This is a genomic window from Streptococcus nidrosiense (assembly GCF_042140045.1).
GTDB lineage: Bacteria > Bacillota > Bacilli > Lactobacillales > Streptococcaceae > Streptococcus > Streptococcus nidrosiense.
On the sequence record NZ_CP152419.1, the window covers coordinates 1,350,475 to 1,374,518 of the forward strand.

Annotated in this window: 16 protein-coding genes; all 16 read left to right on the plus strand. The window is 36.2% G+C overall.

Annotated elements, in window-relative coordinates:
* Positions 1 to 24 precede the first annotated feature (24 nt).
* The 16 genes from AAFQ93_RS06410 to AAFQ93_RS06485 all read left to right on the plus strand — a co-directional run bounded on the left by AAFQ93_RS06410 (position 25) and on the right by AAFQ93_RS06485 (position 23,397).
* Positions 25 to 696: a lysostaphin resistance A-like protein gene (locus tag AAFQ93_RS06410; RefSeq protein WP_375554964.1), complete on the plus strand. Its 672-nt coding sequence runs from the start codon at positions 25 to 27 to the stop codon at positions 694 to 696.
* Between the two features lie 132 nt (positions 697 to 828).
* Positions 829 to 4,080 (plus strand): ATP-dependent nuclease subunit B, encoded by a 3,252-nt coding sequence (gene rexB, locus AAFQ93_RS06415; protein ID WP_223140944.1) that lies wholly within the window; start codon positions 829 to 831, stop codon positions 4,078 to 4,080.
* Entirely contained in the window at positions 4,077 to 7,724 is a 3,648-nt protein-coding gene (gene addA, locus AAFQ93_RS06420) for a helicase-exonuclease AddAB subunit AddA (protein ID WP_375554965.1), read from the plus strand. Before rexB ends, addA begins: the two co-directional genes overlap by 4 nt.
* Before the next feature lie 16 nt (positions 7,725 to 7,740).
* The gene (locus AAFQ93_RS06425) at positions 7,741 to 8,919 is read left to right on the plus strand and encodes a hypothetical protein (RefSeq protein ID WP_223140946.1); all 1,179 of its coding nucleotides are present in this window, start codon (positions 7,741 to 7,743) and stop codon (positions 8,917 to 8,919) included.
* 128 nt (positions 8,920 to 9,047) lie between these two features.
* A complete protein-coding gene (locus AAFQ93_RS06430; RefSeq protein WP_075230170.1) occupies positions 9,048 to 9,545 on the plus strand; it encodes a YkgJ family cysteine cluster protein in 498 nt (165 codons plus the stop codon).
* Between the two features lie 209 nt (positions 9,546 to 9,754).
* Positions 9,755 to 11,680, plus strand: a complete 1,926-nt coding sequence (locus AAFQ93_RS06435) for an LPXTG cell wall anchor domain-containing protein (protein ID WP_375554966.1) — start codon at positions 9,755 to 9,757, stop codon at positions 11,678 to 11,680.
* A 267-nt stretch (positions 11,681 to 11,947) separates the two neighbouring features.
* Positions 11,948 to 12,991, plus strand: a complete 1,044-nt coding sequence (locus AAFQ93_RS06440; protein WP_375554967.1) for a glycosyltransferase — start codon at positions 11,948 to 11,950, stop codon at positions 12,989 to 12,991.
* Positions 12,988 to 13,899, plus strand: coding sequence for a phosphodiester glycosidase family protein (locus tag AAFQ93_RS06445; protein ID WP_375554968.1), 912 nt, complete (start codon positions 12,988 to 12,990; stop codon positions 13,897 to 13,899). The genes AAFQ93_RS06440 and AAFQ93_RS06445 overlap by 4 nt, the downstream gene beginning before the upstream one ends.
* Positions 13,880 to 14,326: a hypothetical protein gene (locus AAFQ93_RS06450; protein ID WP_375555777.1), complete on the plus strand. Its 447-nt coding sequence runs from the start codon at positions 13,880 to 13,882 to the stop codon at positions 14,324 to 14,326. Before AAFQ93_RS06445 ends, AAFQ93_RS06450 begins: the two co-directional genes overlap by 20 nt.
* A gap of 215 nt (positions 14,327 to 14,541) precedes the next feature.
* On the plus strand, positions 14,542 to 16,554 hold the full coding sequence (locus AAFQ93_RS06455; protein WP_375554969.1) for a glucosaminidase domain-containing protein: 2,013 nt from the start codon (positions 14,542 to 14,544) through the stop codon (positions 16,552 to 16,554).
* Between the two features lie 76 nt (positions 16,555 to 16,630).
* On the plus strand, positions 16,631 to 16,963 hold the full coding sequence (gene imm40, locus AAFQ93_RS06460) for an Imm40 family immunity protein (protein WP_049509702.1): 333 nt from the start codon (positions 16,631 to 16,633) through the stop codon (positions 16,961 to 16,963).
* A 168-nt stretch (positions 16,964 to 17,131) separates the two neighbouring features.
* A complete protein-coding gene (ylqF, locus tag AAFQ93_RS06465; protein WP_049509700.1) occupies positions 17,132 to 17,983 on the plus strand; it encodes a ribosome biogenesis GTPase YlqF in 852 nt (283 codons plus the stop codon).
* Entirely contained in the window at positions 17,970 to 18,749 is a 780-nt protein-coding gene (locus AAFQ93_RS06470; protein WP_375554970.1) for a ribonuclease HII, read from the plus strand. Before ylqF ends, AAFQ93_RS06470 begins: the two co-directional genes overlap by 14 nt.
* A 15-nt stretch (positions 18,750 to 18,764) precedes the next feature.
* Positions 18,765 to 20,315, plus strand: coding sequence for a chloride channel protein (locus tag AAFQ93_RS06475; RefSeq protein ID WP_375554971.1), 1,551 nt, complete (start codon positions 18,765 to 18,767; stop codon positions 20,313 to 20,315).
* Positions 20,316 to 20,897: 582 nt separating this feature from the next.
* Entirely contained in the window at positions 20,898 to 21,920 is a 1,023-nt protein-coding gene (locus AAFQ93_RS06480; RefSeq protein ID WP_036757376.1) for a hypothetical protein, read from the plus strand.
* The gene (locus tag AAFQ93_RS06485; protein WP_009664121.1) at positions 21,907 to 23,397 is read left to right on the plus strand and encodes an LA2681 family HEPN domain-containing protein; all 1,491 of its coding nucleotides are present in this window, start codon (positions 21,907 to 21,909) and stop codon (positions 23,395 to 23,397) included. The genes AAFQ93_RS06480 and AAFQ93_RS06485 overlap by 14 nt, the downstream gene beginning before the upstream one ends.
* Positions 23,398 to 24,044: the final 647 nt, after the last annotated feature.

Below are 24,044 nucleotides of genomic sequence, written 5' to 3' on the forward strand. Positions count from 1 at the left end.
AAGGGGAGAAAGCTGAGGCATAGTATGAAAAAACGAATTATTCAGATTTTACTAGCATTGTCCTTAATTTTTTATAAATCAACTTGGTTTTGGTGGATTTTTAATCACTTTACAGCTAGATTTGTAGCTGCTAGTCGAGAATTTTTTCAAATTCTTGCTTTTTTAGAGTTTATCGTTATTCTTCTAGCAATGCTATATTTACTAGTATTCGAAGGTAGAAAAATGCTTGAGTTGAAGTGGAAATGGAGATATCTAGTTTATTTGCTTCTTGCTTATGGAGTCAGTTATCTTTCAGGTATTGTGTTTTCCTTTTTAACCCCAGCCACGTCCAATCAAATGGCTTTAAATGAAATGATTGAAATGACAGGGCGACAAGAGTTGCTATATTTTTTGCTTATTACTTGTCTGCTAGGACCAATTTCAGAAGAATTGGTTTACCGAGGAGTTCTGATGAATACATTTTTGAAAGATTCACCTTGGTATGGAGATGTTTTACTATCAGCCTGTGTCTTTGGTTATGTGCATGTTGCTGATGGTATAACACCGCTCGCCTTTTTCACCTATGCAAGTGGAGGAGCAATTTTAGCATTCCTCTACCGAAAAACTCACTCTCTCTATTATCCCATTTTGCTCCATATCATGATTAACATGACTGCATTTTGGGAATTATGGGTACTCTTGTTTTCTGGTAGTTAATAACTATAAAAGGTCGGATTTTATTCCGACTTTTTTGATATGGGACAGGTTAAAATTAGGGCTTTATATCAATCTGTTTTTACTTAAAAAATGATATAATAAAAGGTAATGACAAAAACAAATGAGGCAGAGATGAAACTACTTTATACCGATATTCGGACTTCTTTGACAGAAATCCTAACCAAGGAGGCTCAAGGACTGGTTGCCCAAGGCAAACGAGTCTTTTATATCGCCCCTAACTCTCTTTCTTTTGAAAAGGAACGTGCCGTGCTGGAGTGCTTGAGTCAGCAGGCTTCTTTTGCTATCACAGTCACGCGCTTCGCTCAAATGGCTCGTTATCTGGTTTTAAATGATATTCCTGAGAGGTCAAGTCTCGATGATATTGGTCTTGGTATGGCTTTCTATAAATGTCTGTCTGAGATAGATGCTAAGGATTTACGTGTTTACGGGGCTATTAAACAAGATCCGCAATTCATCCAGCAACTGATTGAGATTTATCATGAAATTTCAACTGCAAAGATGAGTTTTTTGGACTTGGAAAGTTTGCCAGATGCTGATAAACGCTCTGATTTACTCTTAATTTTTGAAAAGGTAACAGCGTATTTAAATCAAGGTCAAGTTTCACAAGGGAGTCCATTATCCTATCTGATTGATGCTATCGAAGAAAACAAGGTAAGTAGTGATTTTAGTAAGATTGCCCTAGTCATTGATGGTTTTACCCGATTTTCTGCAGAAGAGGAACACCTAATGGATTTGCTTCATCGTAAGGGTGTTGAAATTATCATTGGTGTATATGCGACTAAGAAAGCCTACACTAGCCCTTTTAGTGAAGGGAACCTCTATCAAGCCAGTGTTGAATTTCTACGTCATTTAGCTTTTAAATATCAGACTAAGGCAGAAGACGCATGTCAGGAACATAAAAATCTTGATGCTTTTGCCAAGGCCTCAAAATTACTTGAAAGTGCTTATGATTATTCTGAAATTAGCTTAGAAGTGGATGCTAAGGATAGAGAAGACTTACAAATCTGGTCTTGTCTGACACAAAAAGAAGAGCTGGAGCTCGTTTCTCGTAGCATTCGCCAAAAATTGCACCAAGAGACTGAACTAAGCTACAAAAATTTTCGTATCTTACTAGGAGACGTAGAGTCTTATAAACTGTCCTTGCAGACTATTTTTAATCAATATCAGATTCCTTTCTATCTGGGGAGAAGCGAGTCTATGGCTCATCATCCTTTGACTCAATTTGTAGAATCTGTGGGACGTCTCAAACGGTACTATTTCCGTCAGGAAGATTTGATAAACCTCTTACGAACTGGCTTATATACCGACCTTGCTCAAGAAGAAATCGATAGCTTTGAACAATATATCCGCTATTTAGGTATTGATGGACTTTCTAACTTTAAACAAGAATTTACAAAAAATCATCATGGAAAATTTGATTTAGAAAAATTAAATGAGCTGCGTGTCCGTGTCCTAAACCCACTAGAAACTTTATTATCCAGTCGTAAGCAAAAGACTGAAAATATCCTTACAAAATGGAATAACTTTTTGAAGGATTCATCTGTGACCAAGCAATTACAAGCCTTATCTGAAACGATGGATGCGACAGAGCAAGAAAGACAAGAGGAGGTCTGGAAAGCATTTTGCCACGTAATGGAGCAATTTGCGACTGTTTTTGAAGGGTCCCAGGTCACTTTAGATGATTTCTTGGCTCTTCTTCATTCAGGGATGTCCTTATCAAATTATCGTACAATCCCAGCAACGGTGGATACGGTTCTGGTGCAAAGTTATGATTTGATTTCGCCTTTGACTTCTGATTACATCTATGCACTTGGCTTAACCCAGGATCATCTACCTAAAATCACCCAAAATACTAGTCTTTTGAGTGATGAAGAAAGAGAAGTTTTAAACCGAGGTACTGAAGAAGGCTCTCAATTATTGATTGCTAGTCATGAAAACCTTAAGAAGAATCGCTATACCATGCTCTCTTTGGTAAATTCTGCCAAGAAGCAATTGGTCTTATCAGCGCCAAGTTTACTAAATGAAAACGAGAGCAAAGAGTCAGTTTATCTGAAAGAATTACAGGATTTTGGTTTTACCAAGATTGAAAAGAGAATCGATCGAAAAAACCTATCAAAGGATGATATTGGTTCTTATCACAGTCTTTTGTCTAGTCTTGTTGCTTATCACCAGCAAGGTGAGTCGGAGACAAGTGACCAAGACTTAACCTTTATTAAGGTTTTAGCTCGTGTCATGGGGAGAAAATTAGAAACTCAAGGTCTTGATAATCCTGTCCTACCGACAAGTCCAAAAAGTAAGACCTTAGCTACTGAAACTTTGGAAGCCTTGTATCCTCAAGAACAAGATTTCTATCTATCAACTTCTGGATTGACAGAATTTTACCGTAATGAATACAGTTACTATCTCCGATATGTTTTAGGTTTGCAAGAAGAATTGCGTCTGCGTCCTGATGCAAGAAGTCATGGGAATTTCTTGCATCGTATCTTTGAGCGGGCATTGAAAATGCCGAGCGATGAATCCTTTGATCATCGTTTAGAACAAGCTATCTCTGAAACCAGTCAAGAACGTGAGTTTCAAGCTATTTATCAGGAGAGTTTGGAGGCTCAATTTACTAAGGAAGTCCTCTTGGATGTCGCCCGCGCTACTGGCCATATTCTTCGTCATAATGCGGATGTTGAAACGATTCAGGAAGAAGCCGTCTTTGGTGGCAAGGACCATGCCTTTATTCAGCTAGATAATGGTCGAAATCTCTATGTTCGTGGTAAGGTTGACCGAATTGACCGTTTGAAAACTTCTGATGCTATCGGTGTTGTAGATTATAAGTCTTCTTTGACTCAGTTCAAGTTTCCTATGTTTTATAACGGTCTTAATTCGCAATTACCAACCTATCTAGCCGCCCTCAAGCAAGAAGGGAATAGAGACTTCTTTGGTGCTATGTACCTAGAAATGGCTGAACCAATTCAGTCATTACAAACTGCAAAAACTCTTTCTAAAGCAGTAGCAGAAACGAATAAGACTATGAAATACCAAGGTCTCTTTCTTGAAAAAGAGATAAAAAACCTTGGAGAGTTTTACAATAAAAATAAGACTTATCAGTTGTCAGATGAGGAATTCCAGTTATTATTGGATTATAATGCCCTTCTCTACAAAAAAGCGGCAGAGAAGATTTTATCTGGTGAATTTGCGATTAACCCTTATACAGAAAACGGTAGAAGCATTGCACCCTATGTTCAACAATATCAAGCTATTACAGGTTTCGAAGCCAATTATCATTTAGGTCAAGCGAGATTTTTAGAGAAAGTTGCCAAGAGCAATGCCAAGGAAGCTTGGTTTAATAAAATCAGAGAGGAGTTGGAGCAATGAAATTTTTATACCAAGAAGAGATTGCAGCCTTGCAAGTAGCAGAAGCTCAATCTAACAAGAAACCCAAGAAAACTGCTGAGCAAATTCAAGCTATCTATAGTTCTGGTAAAAATATTCTGGTCTCAGCATCAGCTGGTTCAGGGAAAACCTTTGTCATGGCTGAACGAATTCTTGATCAACTAGCGCGTGGTGTAGAAATTCGCCAACTCTTTATCTCGACCTTTACGGTAAAGGCAGCAACCGAGTTAAAAGAACGCTTGGAAAAGAAAATCAGTCAACAAATCCAAGAGACTCAAAATTTGGAACTAAAAAAACACCTCGGCAGACAATTAGCTGATTTACCAAACGCTGCGATCGGGACCATGGACTCTTTTACTCAGAAGTTCCTAACCAAACATGGCTATCTTCTCGACCTTGCTCCAAACTTCCGCATTCTTCAGAATGAAAGTGAGCAGCTTCTCTTAAAAAATGAGGTTTTTCGACAAGTTTTTGAACATCACTACCAAGGCAAGGATAAAGATAATTTTAGTCGATTGGTCAAGAACTTTGCAGGTAGAAGCAAAGACGCGCGTGGTTTGCGTAAACAGGTCTATATGATTTATGACTTTTTGCAATCTACCAGCAATCCTCAGGCTTGGCTAGAAAATTCCTTTCTAAAAGGCTTTGAAAAGGCTGATTTTACAGTTGCTAAAGAAATCCTTGCAGAGGATATAAAAGAAAGACTTTGGGATTTAGAAAGCTTTTTCCGTTATCATCTGGATAATGATGCCAAGGAATTTGGAAAAGCAGCCTACTTAGAATCTGTCCAACAAGTTCTTGATGAAATTGGAGCTTTAACCAACGAATCAACTTTTAATCAATATCAAGAAGTTCTAGAACGAGTTGTGAGTATTTCTAAGGATAAGGGTGGCCGTGCTCTTACAAATGCTAGTCGCAAGGCTGAACTTCAAGAACTGAAAGAAGCATACAACCAAGAGAGAAAAGATAAGTTTGAAAAGCTGAACGCATTAAATGACCAAATTACTTTATTGAAATTCCAAGAAGAATATCATCAAGAGTCTTGGGACTTGGCTAAGACTTTCCAAGTTTTCATGAGAGATTTTGTTGTAGCTTATCGACAACGTAAACGTGAAGAAAACGCCTTTGAATTTGCAGATATTAGCCACTATACCATTGAAATTTTAGAAAACTTCCCTCAGGTTCGACAAGAATATCAAGAACGTTTCCACGAAGTCATGGTCGATGAGTACCAAGATACCAACCATATCCAGGAAAGAATGTTGGAACTTCTCTATAACGGGCATAATCGTTTTATGGTGGGTGACATTAAGCAGTCTATTTATCGTTTTAGACAGGCAGATCCCCAAATCTTCAATGAAAAATTCCATAGTTTTGCTCAAGATAGTGAAGAAGGTCAGTTAATACTGCTCAAGGAAAACTTCCGTAGTAGTTCAGAAGTTCTTGATGCTACTAATGACGTCTTTAAACATCTTATGGACGAGGAAGTTGGAGAGATTTCTTATGATGGTATGCACCAGCTTGTTTTTGGGAATACTGATATTCAAGCAAATCCTGAAAACAAGGCAGAAGTCCTCTTGTATGATAAGGATGTTGATGGTGATTCTAAGGAAGAGGAAGAGTTTTCGACCAACAAACTGACTGGTGAAATGCGGATGGTCATTAAGGAGATATTGCATCTTCATAATGATAAAGGGGTTCCTTTTAATGACATTGCTCTCTTGACTGCCAGCAGAAGTCGGAATGACCAGGTTCTACTTGCTTTGTCTGAGTATGGGATTCCAGTCAAGACAGATGGTGCTCAAAGCAACTATTTACAGTCTTTAGAAGTCCAAGTCATGTTAGACACTCTTCGAGTCATCCATAACCCTCTTCAAGATTTCGCTTTAGTAGCTCTCATGAAGTCTCCAATGTTTAGCTTTGATGAAGATGAATTGGCTCGATTAGCCCTTCAGAAATCCGAGGATAAGGTTCAAGAGAACTTTTATGAGAAACTAGTCAATGCTCAGGAGAAAATTGGTCTTCAAAAGGATTTAATCAAAGCTGAATTACAAAAGAAGCTAGGCTTTTTCATGGAAACCGTCCAAGATTGGCGTTTGTATTCCAAAACGCATTCACTTTATGATCTCATTTGGAAAATTTATAGCGACCGCTTTTACTATGACTATGTTGGTGCTTTACCAAATGGACAGGCCAGACAGGCAAATCTCTACGCCCTTGCCCTAAGAGCCGATCAGTTTGAAAAGAGTAATTTCAAGGGATTATCTCGCTTTATTCGAATGATTGACCAAGTCTTGGAAGCCCAGCATGATCTTGCCAATGTCGCTGTGGCACCACCTAAGGATGCTGTAGAACTAATGAGTATTCATAAGAGTAAGGGGCTTGAGTTCCCTTATGTCTTTATTCTCAATATTGATCAGCAATTTAACAAGCAAGATTCCATGTCTGAAGTTATCCTAAGTCGTAAAAATGGCCTTGGTCTTAAGTACGTAGCTAGAGTAACTACAAATGCAAAAGAGGAATACGTTCCATCTACGATTAAATTATCTATCCCTAGCTTGACCTATACGCAAAATGAAGAAGAACTTCAATTAGCAAGCTATTCTGAACTCATGCGTTTGCTTTATGTAGCCATGACGCGTGCTGAGAAAAAATTATATTTAGTCGGAAAAGGATCTCGAGAAAAGTTGGAGTCTAAAGAATATCCGACAAATGGAAAAGGTCTTTTGACTCGAGAAACTAGACTAGATGCTACTAATTTCCAGGACTGGATTTGGGCCATTTACCAAGCATTTACGAAAGATGATTTGCACTTCACTGTACTTTTTGAGGGTGAAGAAGACTTAACCAAGGAAGCTATCGGAGTCTTGGAAAATAAAAGTAAGCTTCAAGATCAATCTCAAGCAGATAACCGTCAATCTGATACCATTAAGGAAGCTTTAGAAATGCTGAAAGAAGTGGAAGTCTATAATCAAGTCCACCGAGCAGCAATTAATCTTCCAAGTGTTCAAACGCCAAGTCAGATTAAAAAATTCTATGAACCCGTCATGGATATGGAAGGCGTAGTAGTGGCTGGTCAAAGTCAACTAAAAGAAAGCACTGTTCAATTCAACCTTCCTGATTTCTCTAAAACTAATAAAGTTACTGGTGCTGAAATTGGTAGTGCTACCCATGAACTCATGCAACGAATCAATCTCGATAAAAAACCTACATTGGAAACCTTGACAGAAGCTTTAGAGCAAGTTCAAGTAAGTTCGGATGTCAAATCCAAAATCAATCTAGGAAAAATTTTGTCCTTCTTTGATACAGCTCTAGGTCAAGAGATTCTTGCAAATCAAGATAAACTTTATCGAGAACAGCCCTTCTCTATGTTAAAAAGAGATGCTAAGAGTCAGGAAGACTTTGTTGTTCGTGGAATCTTAGATGGTTATCTCCTCTATGAGGATAAAATTGTTCTCTTTGACTACAAGACAGATCGTTATAAGCATGCTAGTCAGCTTGTTGAACGCTATCGAGGACAATTGGATCTCTATGCAGAGGCTCTATCTCGCTCTTATCAGATAGAAACAGTTGAGAAATATTTGATTCTACTTGGTAAAGACCAAGTAGAAGTCGTTAAACTCTAAAAAGAAAGGAGACATCATGTCCATTCCTGTTAGAAAAAACTTATATGATGCAGTTTTAGAGGCATCTAAAGCCGATACTTGGGAACAAGCTACCAAAGAATGGAGTGAAGTTTCCTTGATTTTTAATGGAATCGGTCGAAGCAATTGTGTCTGCGGTAATGCTATTAAGTATGCTTATGAACTTTTTAACGGAGTTACTGGCAAACGTCTCTTTCCCATTGGGAGTGACTGTGTTCGCCATTTCCAGAGAATTAGCCTAGATCAACAGCTAGAAGAGGAGGAAAAACTTCTCAGAAAGCTTGAAAATCTAACCAGAAAGGCCCAGAAAAAAGAAACCATTCGAGTTAATAAAACAGATTTTGATGAGCGACTGATCAACTGGCTATGGGAAAAGGGAGCTTTTAAGTCAAATCGAGGTAATCAATTCTCACCAGAAAAGGATTATCAACTCTTTTTGGAGGTATTTCAAGGTGGAAGTTGGAGTAAGGCAGAGCCTTTGAAGAAAGCTCGTATGGAAGAAGTCCTTGAAAAATTTATCAAACCCTTTCTACTTGGAAAATCTGACGATCAACTCTATCTTGTTAAACTGGGAAAAGAAAAAATTGACTATGAGCAAGAACTTCGCATCAAGGCTGAAAAGGAACGAAAGAAGCGAGACAAGATTGCTAAACAATATGCGGATAACCTGGTTCTAGCAATGGGACCAGCTGAACGTGCCTATCAGGATTACTTTGGATTGAGCGAAACACTGACACTAGAGGAGCGGCAGTGGGAAAAAATTCTCTTTGGTAAAAATCGTGCAGAACGTTCTATAAAATCAAAACAGTATCAAAGAGAACTCGAGAAGGATCAACGCATTGCTAGTCAAGATCCCCTTGAAAGAAAACAAAAGCAAGTATGGTTGCTTAACTCGTATTTTAAGGATATCCCCGAAGAAAAAGCTCGATTTTCTCGACTTCTAATCATGTATCGAAAAACTGGAGAAATCCCATTTTCAAGAGAATATCTATCTCATAATCTATTTGATTTTTTCTACAAAATGAAGGCTTTTGAGTTTGAAATAGCACCCGACCAGGTACGTGATTTTTTAAAGGAGTCTTTAAAGGCAGAAAACCTTTCGTCCGCACAAAAATCATGGATAGAAGGTATTTTAACCAACTGCATCAAACCTTTTTTAGAAAGAATGATAGTATAGCAGTAGTTTTCGTTCTGCATGGAGAGACTCATTATTGTTAAAATTATGTCTTAAAGTAATTCTACATAATTTATTTTATGTATAGACTAAAAATATTTGAATCAACATTAAAAAAATAGAAAGAAACTATGTCAAAAGAAATCGATATCGAATATTATCACCAACTAGCCTTGCAAAAACAAAAAGAGCATCGGAAGTTTTTAGGAAATCTGAAAAAGAAAGCACCTAAAAATTTGGATAAAATTGCCCTTGAAATCCATCAAGAAGTTTTTACTGAAATTGATTGTACAGCCTGCGCTAACTGTTGCAAGAGTCTTGGTCCAGACTTCAAAGAAGCAGATATCACACGAATCGCAAAATACTTTAAAATGAAATTGCCAGCCTTTGAAGCTGAGTTTTTGCAAGTAGATGAAGACGGTGATAAAGTCTTTAAGTCAATGCCTTGTCCCTTCTTAGGAGGCGATAATCTTTGTTCAATCTACGACGTCCGTCCCAAAGCCTGTCGTGAATTTCCACATACTGATCGTAAGAAGATTTACCAAATCAATAATCTTACTATTAAAAATACCTTAACTTGTCCAGCAGCCTATCTCTTTGTTGAAAAGTTAAAAGAAAAAATCGAATGAAGGAATCTTTATTCGGTTTTTTTCTGTACTTTATAATGTAATATCGAATATTTTTTCTCTTTTTTTCAAATAACATGTCATATTTTTTAAATTTATCAAATAATTGTTTGTCAATTAAGCGTTTACATGATATAATGTATGTGAAAAAATTATCAATCTATCGGATTTTGCTTATGCATTATCCCCTTTCATATAAGGAGAAAAAGTGTATGAAAAAACTCACTAAATTTGGCATTATTACAATGTCTGTCTTTGCTCTAAATTTGGTTTCTCAGTCAGTAGTTCAAGCTGAAGAAAGTAATAGCGAACCAGCAAACGTTTCAGTGACACTAGGTATTACTAATTCAACTGATGCTGAGAACACTTCTTCAGTAGACAATATGGTTGCACCAGACCCTACTAGTGACACCTCACTAAAATCATACGAAGAGGATGCCAATGATTCCTCACCTAAAACTGTAGAAATCTCAACTAATAGCGAAGCTACAACTGGCGGGAAAGAAGATTCTACCTGCCCTCCTGGGACTTCACCAGGCTCTGCCCCAGGCGCTAGTTGCGAACCAGATGGTAGCAATATCATTGATGAAGGCGGTTATGTCAATGTTGAAGGACTTCCAGCACATTTTAGTGAAGATGGTAAAAGTGTAGTCTACAATTATACTGTAGCCTTCAAAGGAATGCATTCAAGTGATGAAGGTCAAACTGTTCGCGATATTCGTATCCGTATTCCTGAGATTTCAGGTGCAAAAGCTGATTTCACTTTGATTGGAACTCGTGATGCTAATGGAAATCCTGTAGATGTTAATGTTCCAATGAAAGAACTTTCGTATAATGAATTTCATGCGTCTCCTGAAGGAGAGGCGATTGTTCCAACTTCAGAAGAACTAGCAGCTGGTAAGAAACCTTCCGTTGTTAATATGAAGGAATATGAAGATTCTGCCTTTGATACAGACTATTATGGCTATTATGAAGCTTTTAATGATAGAGTTAGTACATATGCTGTTAGTTCAAAAACATTTAGATCAACAGCTCTTCGAGTATCTGTGACCGTACCCTTGGAGGAAGCTAAGAAGATCAAGTACTTACCAATCGACGTGAGATTTGCTTGGAAATGTTCTCAAGAAGGTGGGATTGGTTCATATGAAGAAGGTTGCCAAAGTCTAGAAGAATATCATCAAATTCAACCATATTATCAAGACAGCAATGGGAAAATGACTTATGGTGTCCTAGCTAATCCAAGTTTAGTAGATGATACTTATGTTCAGAATGACCATCTAATTAGGTCAGTTTCAAACCCAACTACTCATATCACACCAAATAATGGTGATTGGAAAACTATTCCTCATGATGTTAATATTAATCCTGAGACCTTCTTTAATTATGTTAAAATTTTTACTTTGAAAGCCAATCCTGCTGTTAAATACTATGCTTCAGAATTTGAAGATATGGCTGACCAGGATGTTTCTACACTTCACTATGGAGATGTAGTGGTGGATTATGTGATCAAGGGAACAAATCAATCTATTAAGGAAACATATAAAGACACACCATTAACTTCTATTTATGGATCTGATGGAAATCTTGTGACCTATAATGCTGCTGAAAACGCAGATGAGCGTCCGTCTTCTATCACTGTAGATGGTAAAAAATATAATCTAGTTGGTGTTTCTTCAACATCTGCACCTGAAACAGGTCAGTTAAAAGAAGGTACAACTCATGTTATCTATGAGTATGAGAAAGAACCAGATCCAAAACCAACACCAGATCCAAAACCAACACCAGATCCAAAACCAACACCAGATCCAAAACCAACACCAGATCCAAAACCAACACCGGATCCAAAACCAACACCAAATCCAAAACCAACTCCAAATCCAAAACCAACTCCAAATCCAGAGCCAGCTCCAAATCCAGAGCCAGCTCCAAATCCAGAGCCAGCTCCAAATCCAGAGCCAGCTCCAAAACCTGTTCAACCAGAAAATGTTCAATCTACTGAGCAAAAATCAGCTCCAGAAAAAGCTCAGTTACCAAATACAGGAACTTCTGATTCGCCATTAGCTATGAATCTTCTTGCTATTATAGCTGGAATCTTTGGTATTTCACTTTTCAAAAAAAGTAAAAAATCAGAGAGCTAAGTAGATAGTTTTATAAAAAGCCATCCAATTTGGATGGTTTTTTAGTCTAGTAAATTAACTTTCTATAGTTAGAATCTGTACCAAATATTTTTTTGGTTTTTGTATATTTATTTCTATCTGAAAATTCAAACTATATCTCTTATTAAGTAATAAGGTCCTTTTTAAAGCTTAAAGTTTTTTTAACTTTTTCTTAAAGAAAGCTGATATAAGGTATCTTTAAGCGATGTTCTGTATAGTTATACCATCATCAAAGAAAGAGGTATCGATATGAACTACATAGTCATTCCAGCTTATCAACCAGATAATAAACTTATCAAACTCATTGAAAAAATTCACAAAAAGAGTGATTTTCATATCTTAGTTATAGACGACGGCAGTTCATCAGAGTGCCAAAAAATCTTTGATAAAGCAAAACAATTTGCTACTGTCATTCGTCACCAAGTGAACCAAGGTAAAGGGCAGGCTCTAAAAACAGCCTTTACTTATATCCAAGAACAAAACATTTATGGTACGGTTGTCACAGCAGATGCGGATGGACAGCACAAGGTATGGGATATTTTACGCACGGCTAATAAAGCTTCCGAAAATCCAAACAAGCTAATCTTGGGTGTACGTGCCTTTTCTGGAAAAGTTCCCCTTCGTAGCCGTTTTGGTAACAGCTTAACCAAAACTCTCTTTAAGCTTCAAACGGGAGTAGGAGTAACAGATACGCAAACAGGTCTTCGTGCTTTTACTACAAACTTGATACCGTTTATGCTTAAGATTGAAGGCCGACGTTATGAATATGAAATGAATATGTTGCTCGAAGCAACAAAAGAATACGAGATTCTAGAAGTGCCTATTGAAACTGTCTATATCAACGATAATGAGGCTTCACACTTCCGTCCAATCCAAGACGGGCTCATGATTTATAAAAATATCTTTAAATTTGCCTTATCATCTCTTAGTAGCTTTGTTGTAGACTATGTCGTTTACGCCCTAGCAATCTTGATTTTGCCGACAGTTCCGACGAGTCTACGAATCTTTCTAGCAAACGGAGTAGCTCGTGTGACTAGCTCTATTTTCAACTATTCTACAAATAAGAAACTAGTCTTTAAAAATGACGATAGCCTTGTGAAAACAGGGATGGGATACTTTGGTCTAGCAGTTGGACTCTTTGTCTTAGACACGCTACTGATTCGTCTCTTCTTTACAGTCTTTGGCATCAACCTTCTGATTGCTAAAGTTATCGTCGGCATCCTTCTCTTCGCTGTCTCTTGGACAGTGCAGAAGAAATTTATCTTTAAGGAAAGGACATCAACTGTATTATGAAATTTTTAAAGAAACGCTATGCTTACTCCTCAGTTCTTGGCCTACTCTTGACAGGATCCTTTAGTTACTCAATGCTAAAGACCTTTGTCCTCGCTGAAACTATCTCGACAGTTGCTACAACTAGCACAAGTTCCAATGCTGCAGCAGCAAGTCAAGCTGCTAAAACAGCTACTGTCACTGACTCTAGTTATAAAGATGACAATATTTCTGTCAATTTGTCTGAAACGACGGTCAATAATACCCAAGTCTACGTTGCTGATATTACTCTGAGCTCATCAGATTATCTGAAAACTGCCTTTGCTCAAAATGCTTATGGAACTAACGTAACTGCAAAAACCTCTGTAACCGCAGCTGACAACAATGCCATTTTAGCGGTAAATGGGGACTACTATGGTGCTAACTCTACAGGTTATGTTATCCGTAATGGAGTAGTTTATCGTGATACTGTGCGTGAAGATTCTAGTAATGGCGACTTAGCTATTTATAAAGACGGCTCTTTCAAGGTTATTTACGAAGATCAGATATCAGCTGAGCAACTAGTTAATGACGGTGTCGTCAATCTCTTGGCTTTTGGACCAGCCTTGGTTGAAAATGGAGAAATTTCAGTAGGAACAAACCAAGAAGTAGGACAGGCCATGGCATCAAATCCTCGTACAGCTATTGGTATTATCGATGAAAACCACTATATTATTGTAGTTTCAGACGGACGTACATCAGAAAGTGAAGGACTCTCTCTTTATCAGCTAGCTGAGGTCATGAAATCTTATGGTGCAAAGACTGCCTATAACCTTGATGGCGGTGGATCATCTACACTTTATTTCAACGGTCAGGTTATCAATAAACCAACGACTGGTGGAAACAAAATTTCAGAAAGGGCGGTGAGTGACATTGTCTACATCGGTTACTAATCTTGGCAAAAAACGTTTTAAGAAAACAGTCATTTCTTATACACTAATCACTATTTTCTTCTTTGCATTTTCTAGAATTTATGAAGCTTTTAGTTTTGGAGAAACCTCTGTTCATATGCACTATTTGTTTGCAGTACCTCTTATCGGGGGAATTCTACTTGCAATCTTTCTCAAAGTTCTTCCACATTTCTCTCGTATTAGCCTAAATCTATGGAATTCAGCAGTAGCGATTATTACAGCAGGTACACTATTTCGTGGAATTGTCAATCTCTCAGGACGTTCTACAGCCTTGGATGCACCCTACTGGTATGTTGGTATCGGTTTTGCAGCACTAGCAATCATCACTATCTTCATCAATCCAAACCTTTGGAAGAGTACTAGTAAAGTAACTAAAACAAAATGCAAAGAAGTCTATAGTCAGGCATAATCTTATTAAAAAAGTAGTCGTTCAGCTGATGTTCGACTACTTTTTATTGACTTTTATTTCTAAAATATTTTAAAAATATTACAAGTTCTTTTCTTCTGAAAGATACTACTTTTATATTTAACAGAATATTGTATAATATAGTGGATAATTACTGTTTTTTACACAATATATAGAAACATCAAATCCCCTATTTAGGTATTTGCAAGGAGAAAAGAATGAAAAAAATATTGCTGGCAAGTACAGTTGCCCTCTCTATGGCAGGTTTTGCAAAAACGACAGTCTATGCCGAGGATTCTCAAGCTACCAATAATGTTCAATCATCAGAAAAGATTGCTACGAATACAGTAAGCAATGAAAAGAAAAATCAAAGCGAAGCTGAAAAAGCAACTTCTCAAACTCCAGAGACAAAAGAACAACCTTCAAAAGAAGCAGTAGTAGAAGTAGTTAACAAAGAAGGTTGGCAAAAAGAAAATAACCAATGGCGTTATTATGAGAATAATCAACCAGTTTCGAATTGGAAAAAAATAGCTGGTGTTTGGTACTATTTTAATCAAGATGGTATCATGCTTAGTAATACTATCTTTAATGATTACCTATTGAATAATAGCGGTGCTTTGACAGAATCTTCTTGGGTAAAAATTGACAACCAGTGGTATTATTCCACTGAGGACGGGAAAGTTACTCGTAATAATTGGAAAAAGATAGCTGGAGTTTGGTATCGATTCGATGAAAATGGTATCATGATCAGTAATGCTGTTTACGATGACTATCTATTCAAATCAAGTGGAGCCATAGCTGAAAATAGCTGGGTAAAAATTGCTGATAAATGGTATTATGGGAATCAAGAAGGTAAAATCAATCGTGACAAGTGGGCAAAGATTGATGGCCTATGGTATCGATTTGATGAATCTGGTGTCATGCTAAGTGCTACTATTTATAAAGACCATCTTCTCAAGACTAGTGGAGCTATGGCAGAAAATGCCTGGGCAAAACTCGAAGATAAGTGGTATTATGCTACAACATCAGGAAAAATTATTCGCGATAAGTGGGAGAAAATCAGCGGTTCATGGTACTATTTTAATAAAGACGGTGTCATGTTAAGTAGCCAATGGAAAGAGAAATACTATCTAAAAGATAGTGGTGCCATGGCTAAAAGCGAATGGATTTTCGATGAAAAATACAAGAGTTGGTTCTACCTCAAGTCGGACGGTACCTATGCTGAAAATCAATGGGTAGGTTCTTACTATCTCAAATCTTTTGGTTATATGGCCAAAAATGAATGGATTTTCGATAAGGACTACAACGCTTGGTATTATCTAAAAGAAGATGGAGTCTATGTAACTGGTAACTTCACCATTAATGGAAAAGACTATACTTTCCAAAGCAACGGAAAATGGATTACTGATACAGCCTCATACTATAAAGTAAAACCAATTACAGCAAATGTCTATAGTGCTTCTGGTGAGAAACTTAGCTATATTTCGCAAGGAAGTATTGTAGCGATTGATGGAGCTGAAGCCAAAGACGGTCGACTTCCGGTCAAAATTTCTGGCCTTTCAGGATATATGAACAAGAGTGATTTAGTAGCAGTCAGCTCAGATAGTGACTTCATTCCTCACTATGCCACTGACGGTAATTATCTTTACCATGAGTTATCACCTTACGCAAGTATTCGTGTAGCACCTCATAGTTCATCAATGGCAATTGGTAAAAAATACTATTCAGCTGATGGCAAGAACTTTGAGAACTTTACAGTTGAAAATCCTTTCTTATTTAGAGATTTAAGAAAACCAACCAATTACACAGCTGAAGAATTAGATAAAGTCTATTCTCTTATGAATATCAAAGGAAGTCGTCTGGCAGGTAAGGGAGCAATCTTTAAAGAAGCTGAAGAACGTTATCAGATCAACGCTCTCTATCTAATTGCCCATAGTGCCATAGAAAGTTCATGGGGACGTAGCCAAATTGCTAAGGATAAAAACAACTTCTTTGGTATCGCTGCTTATGATACAACACCATATGATTCAGCAAAAAGCTTTGACGATGTTGATAAGGGTATCTTAGGTGCAGCCAAGTGGATCCGCGAAAATTACATCGATAATGGCAGAACATACCTTGGAAATAAAGCGTCAGGGATGAATGTTCTTTATGCATCAGATCCATACTGGGGAGAAAAAATTGCAAGTATCATGATGAGAATCAACAGTCAGCTAGGTGAAAAAGATTAAAAATCATTAAAATCGATAACAACTGCAAAGTGGTTATCGATTTTGCTTATCATGATAAACTTGAGAAATGAACTTTATGAAGCAGAATTTTGAACATATACATACAAGAGGGATAAATTTAAATCACATAGGGATCAACGCATACGCTTATGATTATTCAGCAATCCCAGACTTACTTGATAATCTCAAAGCCAATAATCAAATTATACTAGGTGGGGATGTTTTTTGCTACAAGAATGGCCAATTGAAACATACTTATGATCATTGGTATTACGAGAAACAAGATCCAACCATTGATAGCAGTAAATCCATTTTTCAAACAGAAAAATATATCAGCAACTATGTTAAAGATCATGGTGAACACTATTATTTTTCAATTGTTTTAGACAATGAGGAATTTAATTTGTGACTGATTGACTTAGAAAACATTTTACAATCGGCATTGAATCAAGCGTCAAATATGAGAAATCATGTTATAATAAAAGATAGTGATTTATTTTTAGAAAAAGGATATCTATTTAATTTTTAAATATGAAAGAATAGATACAAATCCAATAAAAGAAAGGAATTTTACAGAATGGCAACTATTCAATGGTTTCCTGGACATATGTCCAAGGCGCGTCGTCAGGTCCAGGAAAATTTAAAATTTGTTGATTTTGTGACAGTTTTAGTAGATGCACGTTTGCCCTTGTCTAGCCAAAATCCAATGCTGACTAAAATCATCGGGGACAAACCAAGGCTATTGATTCTAAACAAGGCAGACCTAGCGGACCCAGTATTAACAAAAGAGTGGCGTCAGCACTTTGAATCACAAGGTATTCAGACACTTGCTATCAATTCTAAAGAGCAAATTACAGTTAAAGTCGTAACAGACGCTGCTAAGAAACTCATGGCAGATAAGATTGCTCGTCAAAAAGAACGTGGAATTCAAATTGAAACCTTACGCACCATGATTATTGGGATTCCAAACGCAGGAAAATCAACTCTGATGAACCGTTTGGCTGGTAAGAAAATTGCCGTAGTTGGGAACAAGCCTGGTGTGACAAAAGGTCAACAATGGCTCAAAACCAATAAAGATTTGGAAATCTTGGATACTCCAGGGATTCTTTGGCCAAAATTCGAAGATGAAACGGTCGCTCTTAAACTTGCCCTTACTGGAGCAATCAAGGATCAGTTGCTTCCAATGGATGAGGTAACGATTTTCGGTCTCAATTACTTTAAAACCCATTATCCTGAAAAGCTTCAAGAACGTTTTAAACAAATGAATCTGGATGATGAAGCTCCTGAAATTATTATGGATATGACGCGTATCCTTGGTTTCCGTGATGATTATGATCGTTTTTACAATCTCTTTGTTAAAGAAGTTCGTGATGGAAAACTTGGTAATTACACATTAGATATATTGGATGATCTAAATGGCAACGATTAAAGAAATAAGAGAAGCATTAGCAAAGATAACTGATCTTGAAAGTCCCTTGTTCAAGGAATTTGAAAAAGATTCTCGTTCAGGTGTCCAAAAAGAAATTCAAAAGCGGAAAAAAGCCCTTCAATCTGACATTGATGAAAATCTCCGCTTAGAGGCTATGCTTAGCTATGAAAAAGAGCTTTACGAGAATGGAATAAGTTTCATTGCTGGAGTTGATGAAGTTGGTAGAGGTCCCTTAGCTGGCCCTGTTGTTGCTGCAGCAGTCATTCTGCCCAAAAATTGTAAAATAAAAGGATTGAATGACAGTAAAAAGATTCCCAAGAAAAAACATGAAGAGATTTTTCAGGCTGTCAAAGATAATGCCCTAGCAATCGGTATTGGGATTATGGACAATCAAGTCATTGATCAAGTCAATATCTACGAAGCGACGAAACTAGCCATGAAGGAAGCTATCTCACAACTTGAACCTCAGCCAGAACATCTTTTGATTGATGCTATGAAATTGGATTTGCCGATTTCTCAAACATCCATCATCAAAGGTGATGCCAACTCCTTATCTATTGCAGCAGCATCTATCATTGCTAAGGTTACAAGAGATAAGATCATGGCTAACTATGACGAAGAATTTCCAGGCTATGATTTTGCTCAAAATGCTGGCTATGGAACTGCTAAGCATCTAGAAGGAATTGAAAAGCATGGTGTCACACCTATTCATCGCACCAGTTTTGAACCGATTAAAACGATCGTTTCAGAAATTAGTAAAAGATAATTAAAGGAGAGAATTATGGAGGAACAATCGGAAATACTTAGTTCCAAGAAAGAATTTGCCTTCGCGTCCAGTACGATCTTAGCTCAAGTAGGGCGAGGTATTATTGTCGGATTAGTCGTAGGACTTATTGTAGGATCATTTCGATTTTTGATCGAAAAAGGCTTTCATATCGTTCAAGGATTTTATCAAGACCAAGAGAATCTGATACGGAATCTATTGATTATTTTATTGTTTTATATGCTAATTTGCTTAGTTAGTGCAAAATTAACACGCTCAGAAAAAGATATTAAAGGATCAGGTATTCCTCAAGTTGAAGCGGAGTTAAAAGGTCTCATGTCTCTCAATTGGTGGAGTATCCTCTGGAAGAAATACATTCTAGGTATCTTGGCCATTGCGAGTGGGCTCATGCTCGGTCGTGAAGGTCCCAGTATTCAGCTAGGTGCCGCTGGAGGGAAAGGAATTGCTAAATGGCTCAAGTCTAGCCCTGTTGAGGAGCGTTCCTTGATTGCTAGCGGAGCTGCTGCTGGACTTGCTGCAGCCTTTAATGCACCGATTGCAGGACTCCTATTTGTAGTAGAAGAAGTCTACCATCATTTTTCACGATTTTTCTGGGTTTCTACCTTGGCTGCTAGTCTAGTAGCAAACTTTGTTTCCCTTCTCATCTTTGGCTTAACACCTGTACTTGATATGCCGGACAATATCCCTCTCATGAACTTGAGCCAATATTGGATTTATCTGGTGATGGGAATTTTTCTAGGACTCTCAGGTTTTCTCTATGAAAAAGCCATTCTGAATGTCGGAAAAGTATATGATTGGATTGGGAAAAAGGTTCACATTGACAAAGCTTATCATCCAATTTTTGCTTTTATCCTGATTATTCCTGTGGGAATATTCCTACCTCAAATACTTGGTGGGGGCAATCAGGTTGTCTTATCCTTAACAGAACAAGATCATAGTTTCCAAATTCTCTTAGTTTACTTCATCATTCGTTTTATCTGGAGTATGATTAGTTACGGAAGTGGACTACCAGGTGGTATTTTCTTACCAATTTTAGCTTTAGGATCCTTACTTGGAGCTCTGGTCGGTGTTATTTGTGTCAATCTTGGCCTTGTTACCCAGCAGCAATTTCCTATCTTTGTGATTCTTGGAATGAGTGGGTATTTTGGGGCCATCTCAAAAGCACCTTTGACAGCTATGATTCTTGTGACTGAGATGGTCGGTGATATCCGCAATCTCATGCCTTTAGGGATGGTGACCCTAGTTGCCTATATTGTTATGGATCTGCTTAAAGGGGCGCCCGTCTATGAAGCCATGCTGGAGAAAATGTTACCAGAAACCGCAAGTGACGATGGTGAAGTCACTCTTATTGAAATCCCAGTTTCTGATAAGATAGCTGGTAAGCAAGTACATGAACTCAATTTACCTCATAACGTACTCATCACAACCCAAGTACATAATGGGAAAAGTAAGACAGTTAATGGATCTACAAGGATGTATCTAGGTGATATGATTCATCTCGTGATTCCAAAAAGTGAAATTGGAAAAGTAAAAGATTTGCTTTTATAGCAGTATTCATTTACATAATTTACATTATGTTGCACCTGTTAATGATTTAAGAAAAATTCTTTTCAGATTTATTTGATCGACAGATTCTTATAGATGAAAACAATATAAAAACAAAAACTCGATCTCATCATTTAGAGATCGAGTTTTTATATTATATTCGAATAGACTGAAGAAGATTAGAAATTTTAAAACTATAAGTTCAATGAAGCAATGAATTACCAAATTTTAAGCGATTTTTCCATTATATGTTTAAAACTAAAAGTTTATGTACAATTGACCAAACAAGACCTAAACCATTGATACAACTAAATTAGAAGCATAAAGTACATTCTTTAAAAAGTGTACTTTATTTTTATTTTGTACATTATTTTGGAATGGTATTTTGTATGTTTGCTAGTGCATAATATCAGCTAATCGAAGAAATTGATTTGTACATTTTTTTACTCTAGTAACGGTAGAAGAAGTGGTGGTTCAATTGTACATTTTATTTAAAATATTTATAGTTATAAGATTAGTATTTGAAGCATAAATAAAGTAGATACAGTGGTATAATAGTGTCAAAAGACTTTCAGGAGAAATGACATGAGATCGCACACAGTTATTCTAGGTGCTGGTGCTACTATTGCAGCAATTCCAGATGGTGATAAAAACGGCAAAAGTTCTTCAGTTATGAATGGATTGCTAAAAAAACTAAATTTAGAAGAAATTCTTGCTGGTGTTGAATTACAGACAAAGAGCGAAAATTTAGAAGATATCTATTCAGAATTATTTGAGAGAGAAGAGTGCTCCGAAATAGTTAAAAAACTAGAAGAAAGACTCTATGATTATTTTGCTTCGTTGGAGTTACCTGATGAACCAACAATTTATGATCTTTTAATATTAAGTTTAACTAATAAAGATTGCATAGCTACGTTTAATTGGGACCCTTTACTTATACAAGCTTATGTTCGCTGTTCAAAAATTACTCTGAACCTGCCACAAATTCTTTGTTTACATGGGAATGTAGCTGTCGGTTTTTGTGAAGAACATACTGAGTTTGGAACAGTAGATTACTATTGCCCAACATGTTATAAAAAATTAAATCCAACAAAATTATTGTATCCCGTAAAAAACAAAGACTATTCTTCCGATGGATACATAAATTGGTGTTGGAAAGCATTAGATTACTTTGTCGATCATTCATATATGTTAACTATTTTTGGATACAGTGCTCCTAAGAGCGATGTAGATGCTGTTAATTTAATGAAAAAAGCATGGGGAAATATTGAAGACCGACCACTTGAAGAAGTTTCCGTAATAGATATTATAGACGAAGAGACTATGCTAAATACATGGAAAGACTTTATTCATAGCCATCATTATAGGTATTCAAATTCATTTTTTGATTCTTACTTAGCAAAATTTCCAAGAAGAACTTGTGAAACCGTATTTGCAACATTTTCATTAAATGTTCCTTCTGATGGTAGTAGAGGATTTAAAGAGAATTTTAATTGGGACATGATAAAAGAGTTTTTATCTGATATGTTAGTTGAAGAACAGGAAAATAAAGGAAAATCAAATTTAAAATCGAGATATTTAGTTTGGGGTGAAGATGTTAACAAATAATCCAATTAATCATAGTGTACTTAAATTGTCAATGGATTTCGATAATGCTTTTAAACATAAAAATATAGAGGAAATCTATAGACTAATAGAATTTGGAAAAAATATGGAAAACACTATTGATGATATTTCCAAAATTCAATTATTTTATTCTATTGGGACAGCATACGCTGATATATTTGAACTAAGTGATAACTTAGTTTTCAACATAGATACCGATTTTACAGTTCAACAAATTTATTACTTAAGAAAAGCTATAGAAATTTCAAATAACGTTGATATAAATTCTGAGAACAGTAGGTTTGTTTTCCCATTATTATGTTCACTTTACACTAATTACGCAAATTTATTAGATGCTTGTGGTAGAAAGCAGTTAGCTATTAAGATGTATTGTAAATGTATACAAATCAATCCAAGATTCACAATGGCTAGTGGTAACTTGGCTATTTGTCTAGATCATTATCGTAATTTTTTGAATGATAACGAACACCTCCACTTTATTAAAAAAATTAAAAATTTAATAGAAACAAGCATAACTGTTTCAGATCCAAACAGAGTTGATTATGCAGAAAAGCGATTTATTGAACTTTACGAACAATATCTTAATTATAAAGACTTAGATGAATGCTCTTGTAAAACCATCGATTATAATCCTAATTCACAAAAGTATCGCGAATGGTGTTGGAATAACGGGCTGTATCTTAATCCACTTAATGACTTACAAGCTGACGATATAAATAGATATGATGATAATCTTTTACTACCAAGTTTATTATTTCAATCGGATAAAGATTTAAACAAATATATTTCTATGTTTAATCAAATTAAGCAAGAATATGTTTATGCGCGTTATCTCTGTTTTAATAGCATTGAAATTGATTCGGTTCATTATGCTGATGAGAATGTTTATCTTATTGATTGTCTAGACTATGTACAATACTCTATCCGAGTTGAAGGATTAAAAGCATCTTTTAAAACACTATATTCATTATTAGATAAAGTAGCTATGTTTATAAATGAATATTATTCTTTAAAAATTAAAACTCGACAAGTAAATTTCCATTCAATTTGGAGATCAAATAGTGATTTAAATAAAATGTTGGATAAGAATATTGGTCTGTCATCTATATTTTGGATAGAGAAAGATTTTGATAATGGTGATAATTCTTTAACAGCTAATCCAAACTCAAAGCGATTGAAAATTATTAGAAATTATTTAGAGCACAGATTTACTAATATAACATTGAATATTTTTAATGGAAGTGAAGATAATGAAGATAATAATGAAACCAGACTGTATCTAACTGAATTTGAACTTCAAGAGTTTGCATTAGATTTATTAAATCTTGTAAGAGAAGTTATTTTTTCACTCAAAAATGCCATTCAAATAAGTGAAAATGAAAAACAATCTACTATAAGCAGTGAAGTTGCTTTAATTCCGATAAATTATGAAGAAGTAGATTCGGAAGATAAATTATAGCATTGAACATACAATTTATAGTCGTTATAAAAAGCAATAGCCTAAATTCATTTAACTAATCGACTTAACTAGATCTAAACCATTGATAAAACTGAATTAGAAGGATAAAGTACACTCATTAAGCAGTGTACTTTATTTTTGTTTTGTACATTATTTGTTGATTGCTTAATCAATACTACATCGCTATCAGGCAATTCAGTCTCCATTTAGTCCTCTAAAACCCATGTTGAGGCGGTAAGTTTGCTAGTCAAGGAGTAAAACGACGAAGATTAGCATTTACTTCCGCCCATGCGATAGCTGTCCGTGATTGACAAGTGCTAGCACGCAGACAGAACGGAGATAGCGAACCGCTGAGTGTGTCGCTCTGCTCGTAAAAGCTTAGAAACCTTTGAACGAAAGGGATAATGAAAGCCTTGATTGCAAGGCTTTTTGCTTTATGGTGGGTAAGTATCAGAGTGAGAAAATTTTTGGAATGAGTAGAAGTGATAGCTAGAAATTATCAGTTTCTATTTCCATTTACCCTGTGGGTACGTGTTTGTTTCCATTGACAAGGAGTTTGTGGGAATAGAAATGTACCCACCTTGTTTGAATCAAGTGAAGTGTAGTTGAAGGAAATCTGTTGAAAGCAATACTTCATTTTACCGAAT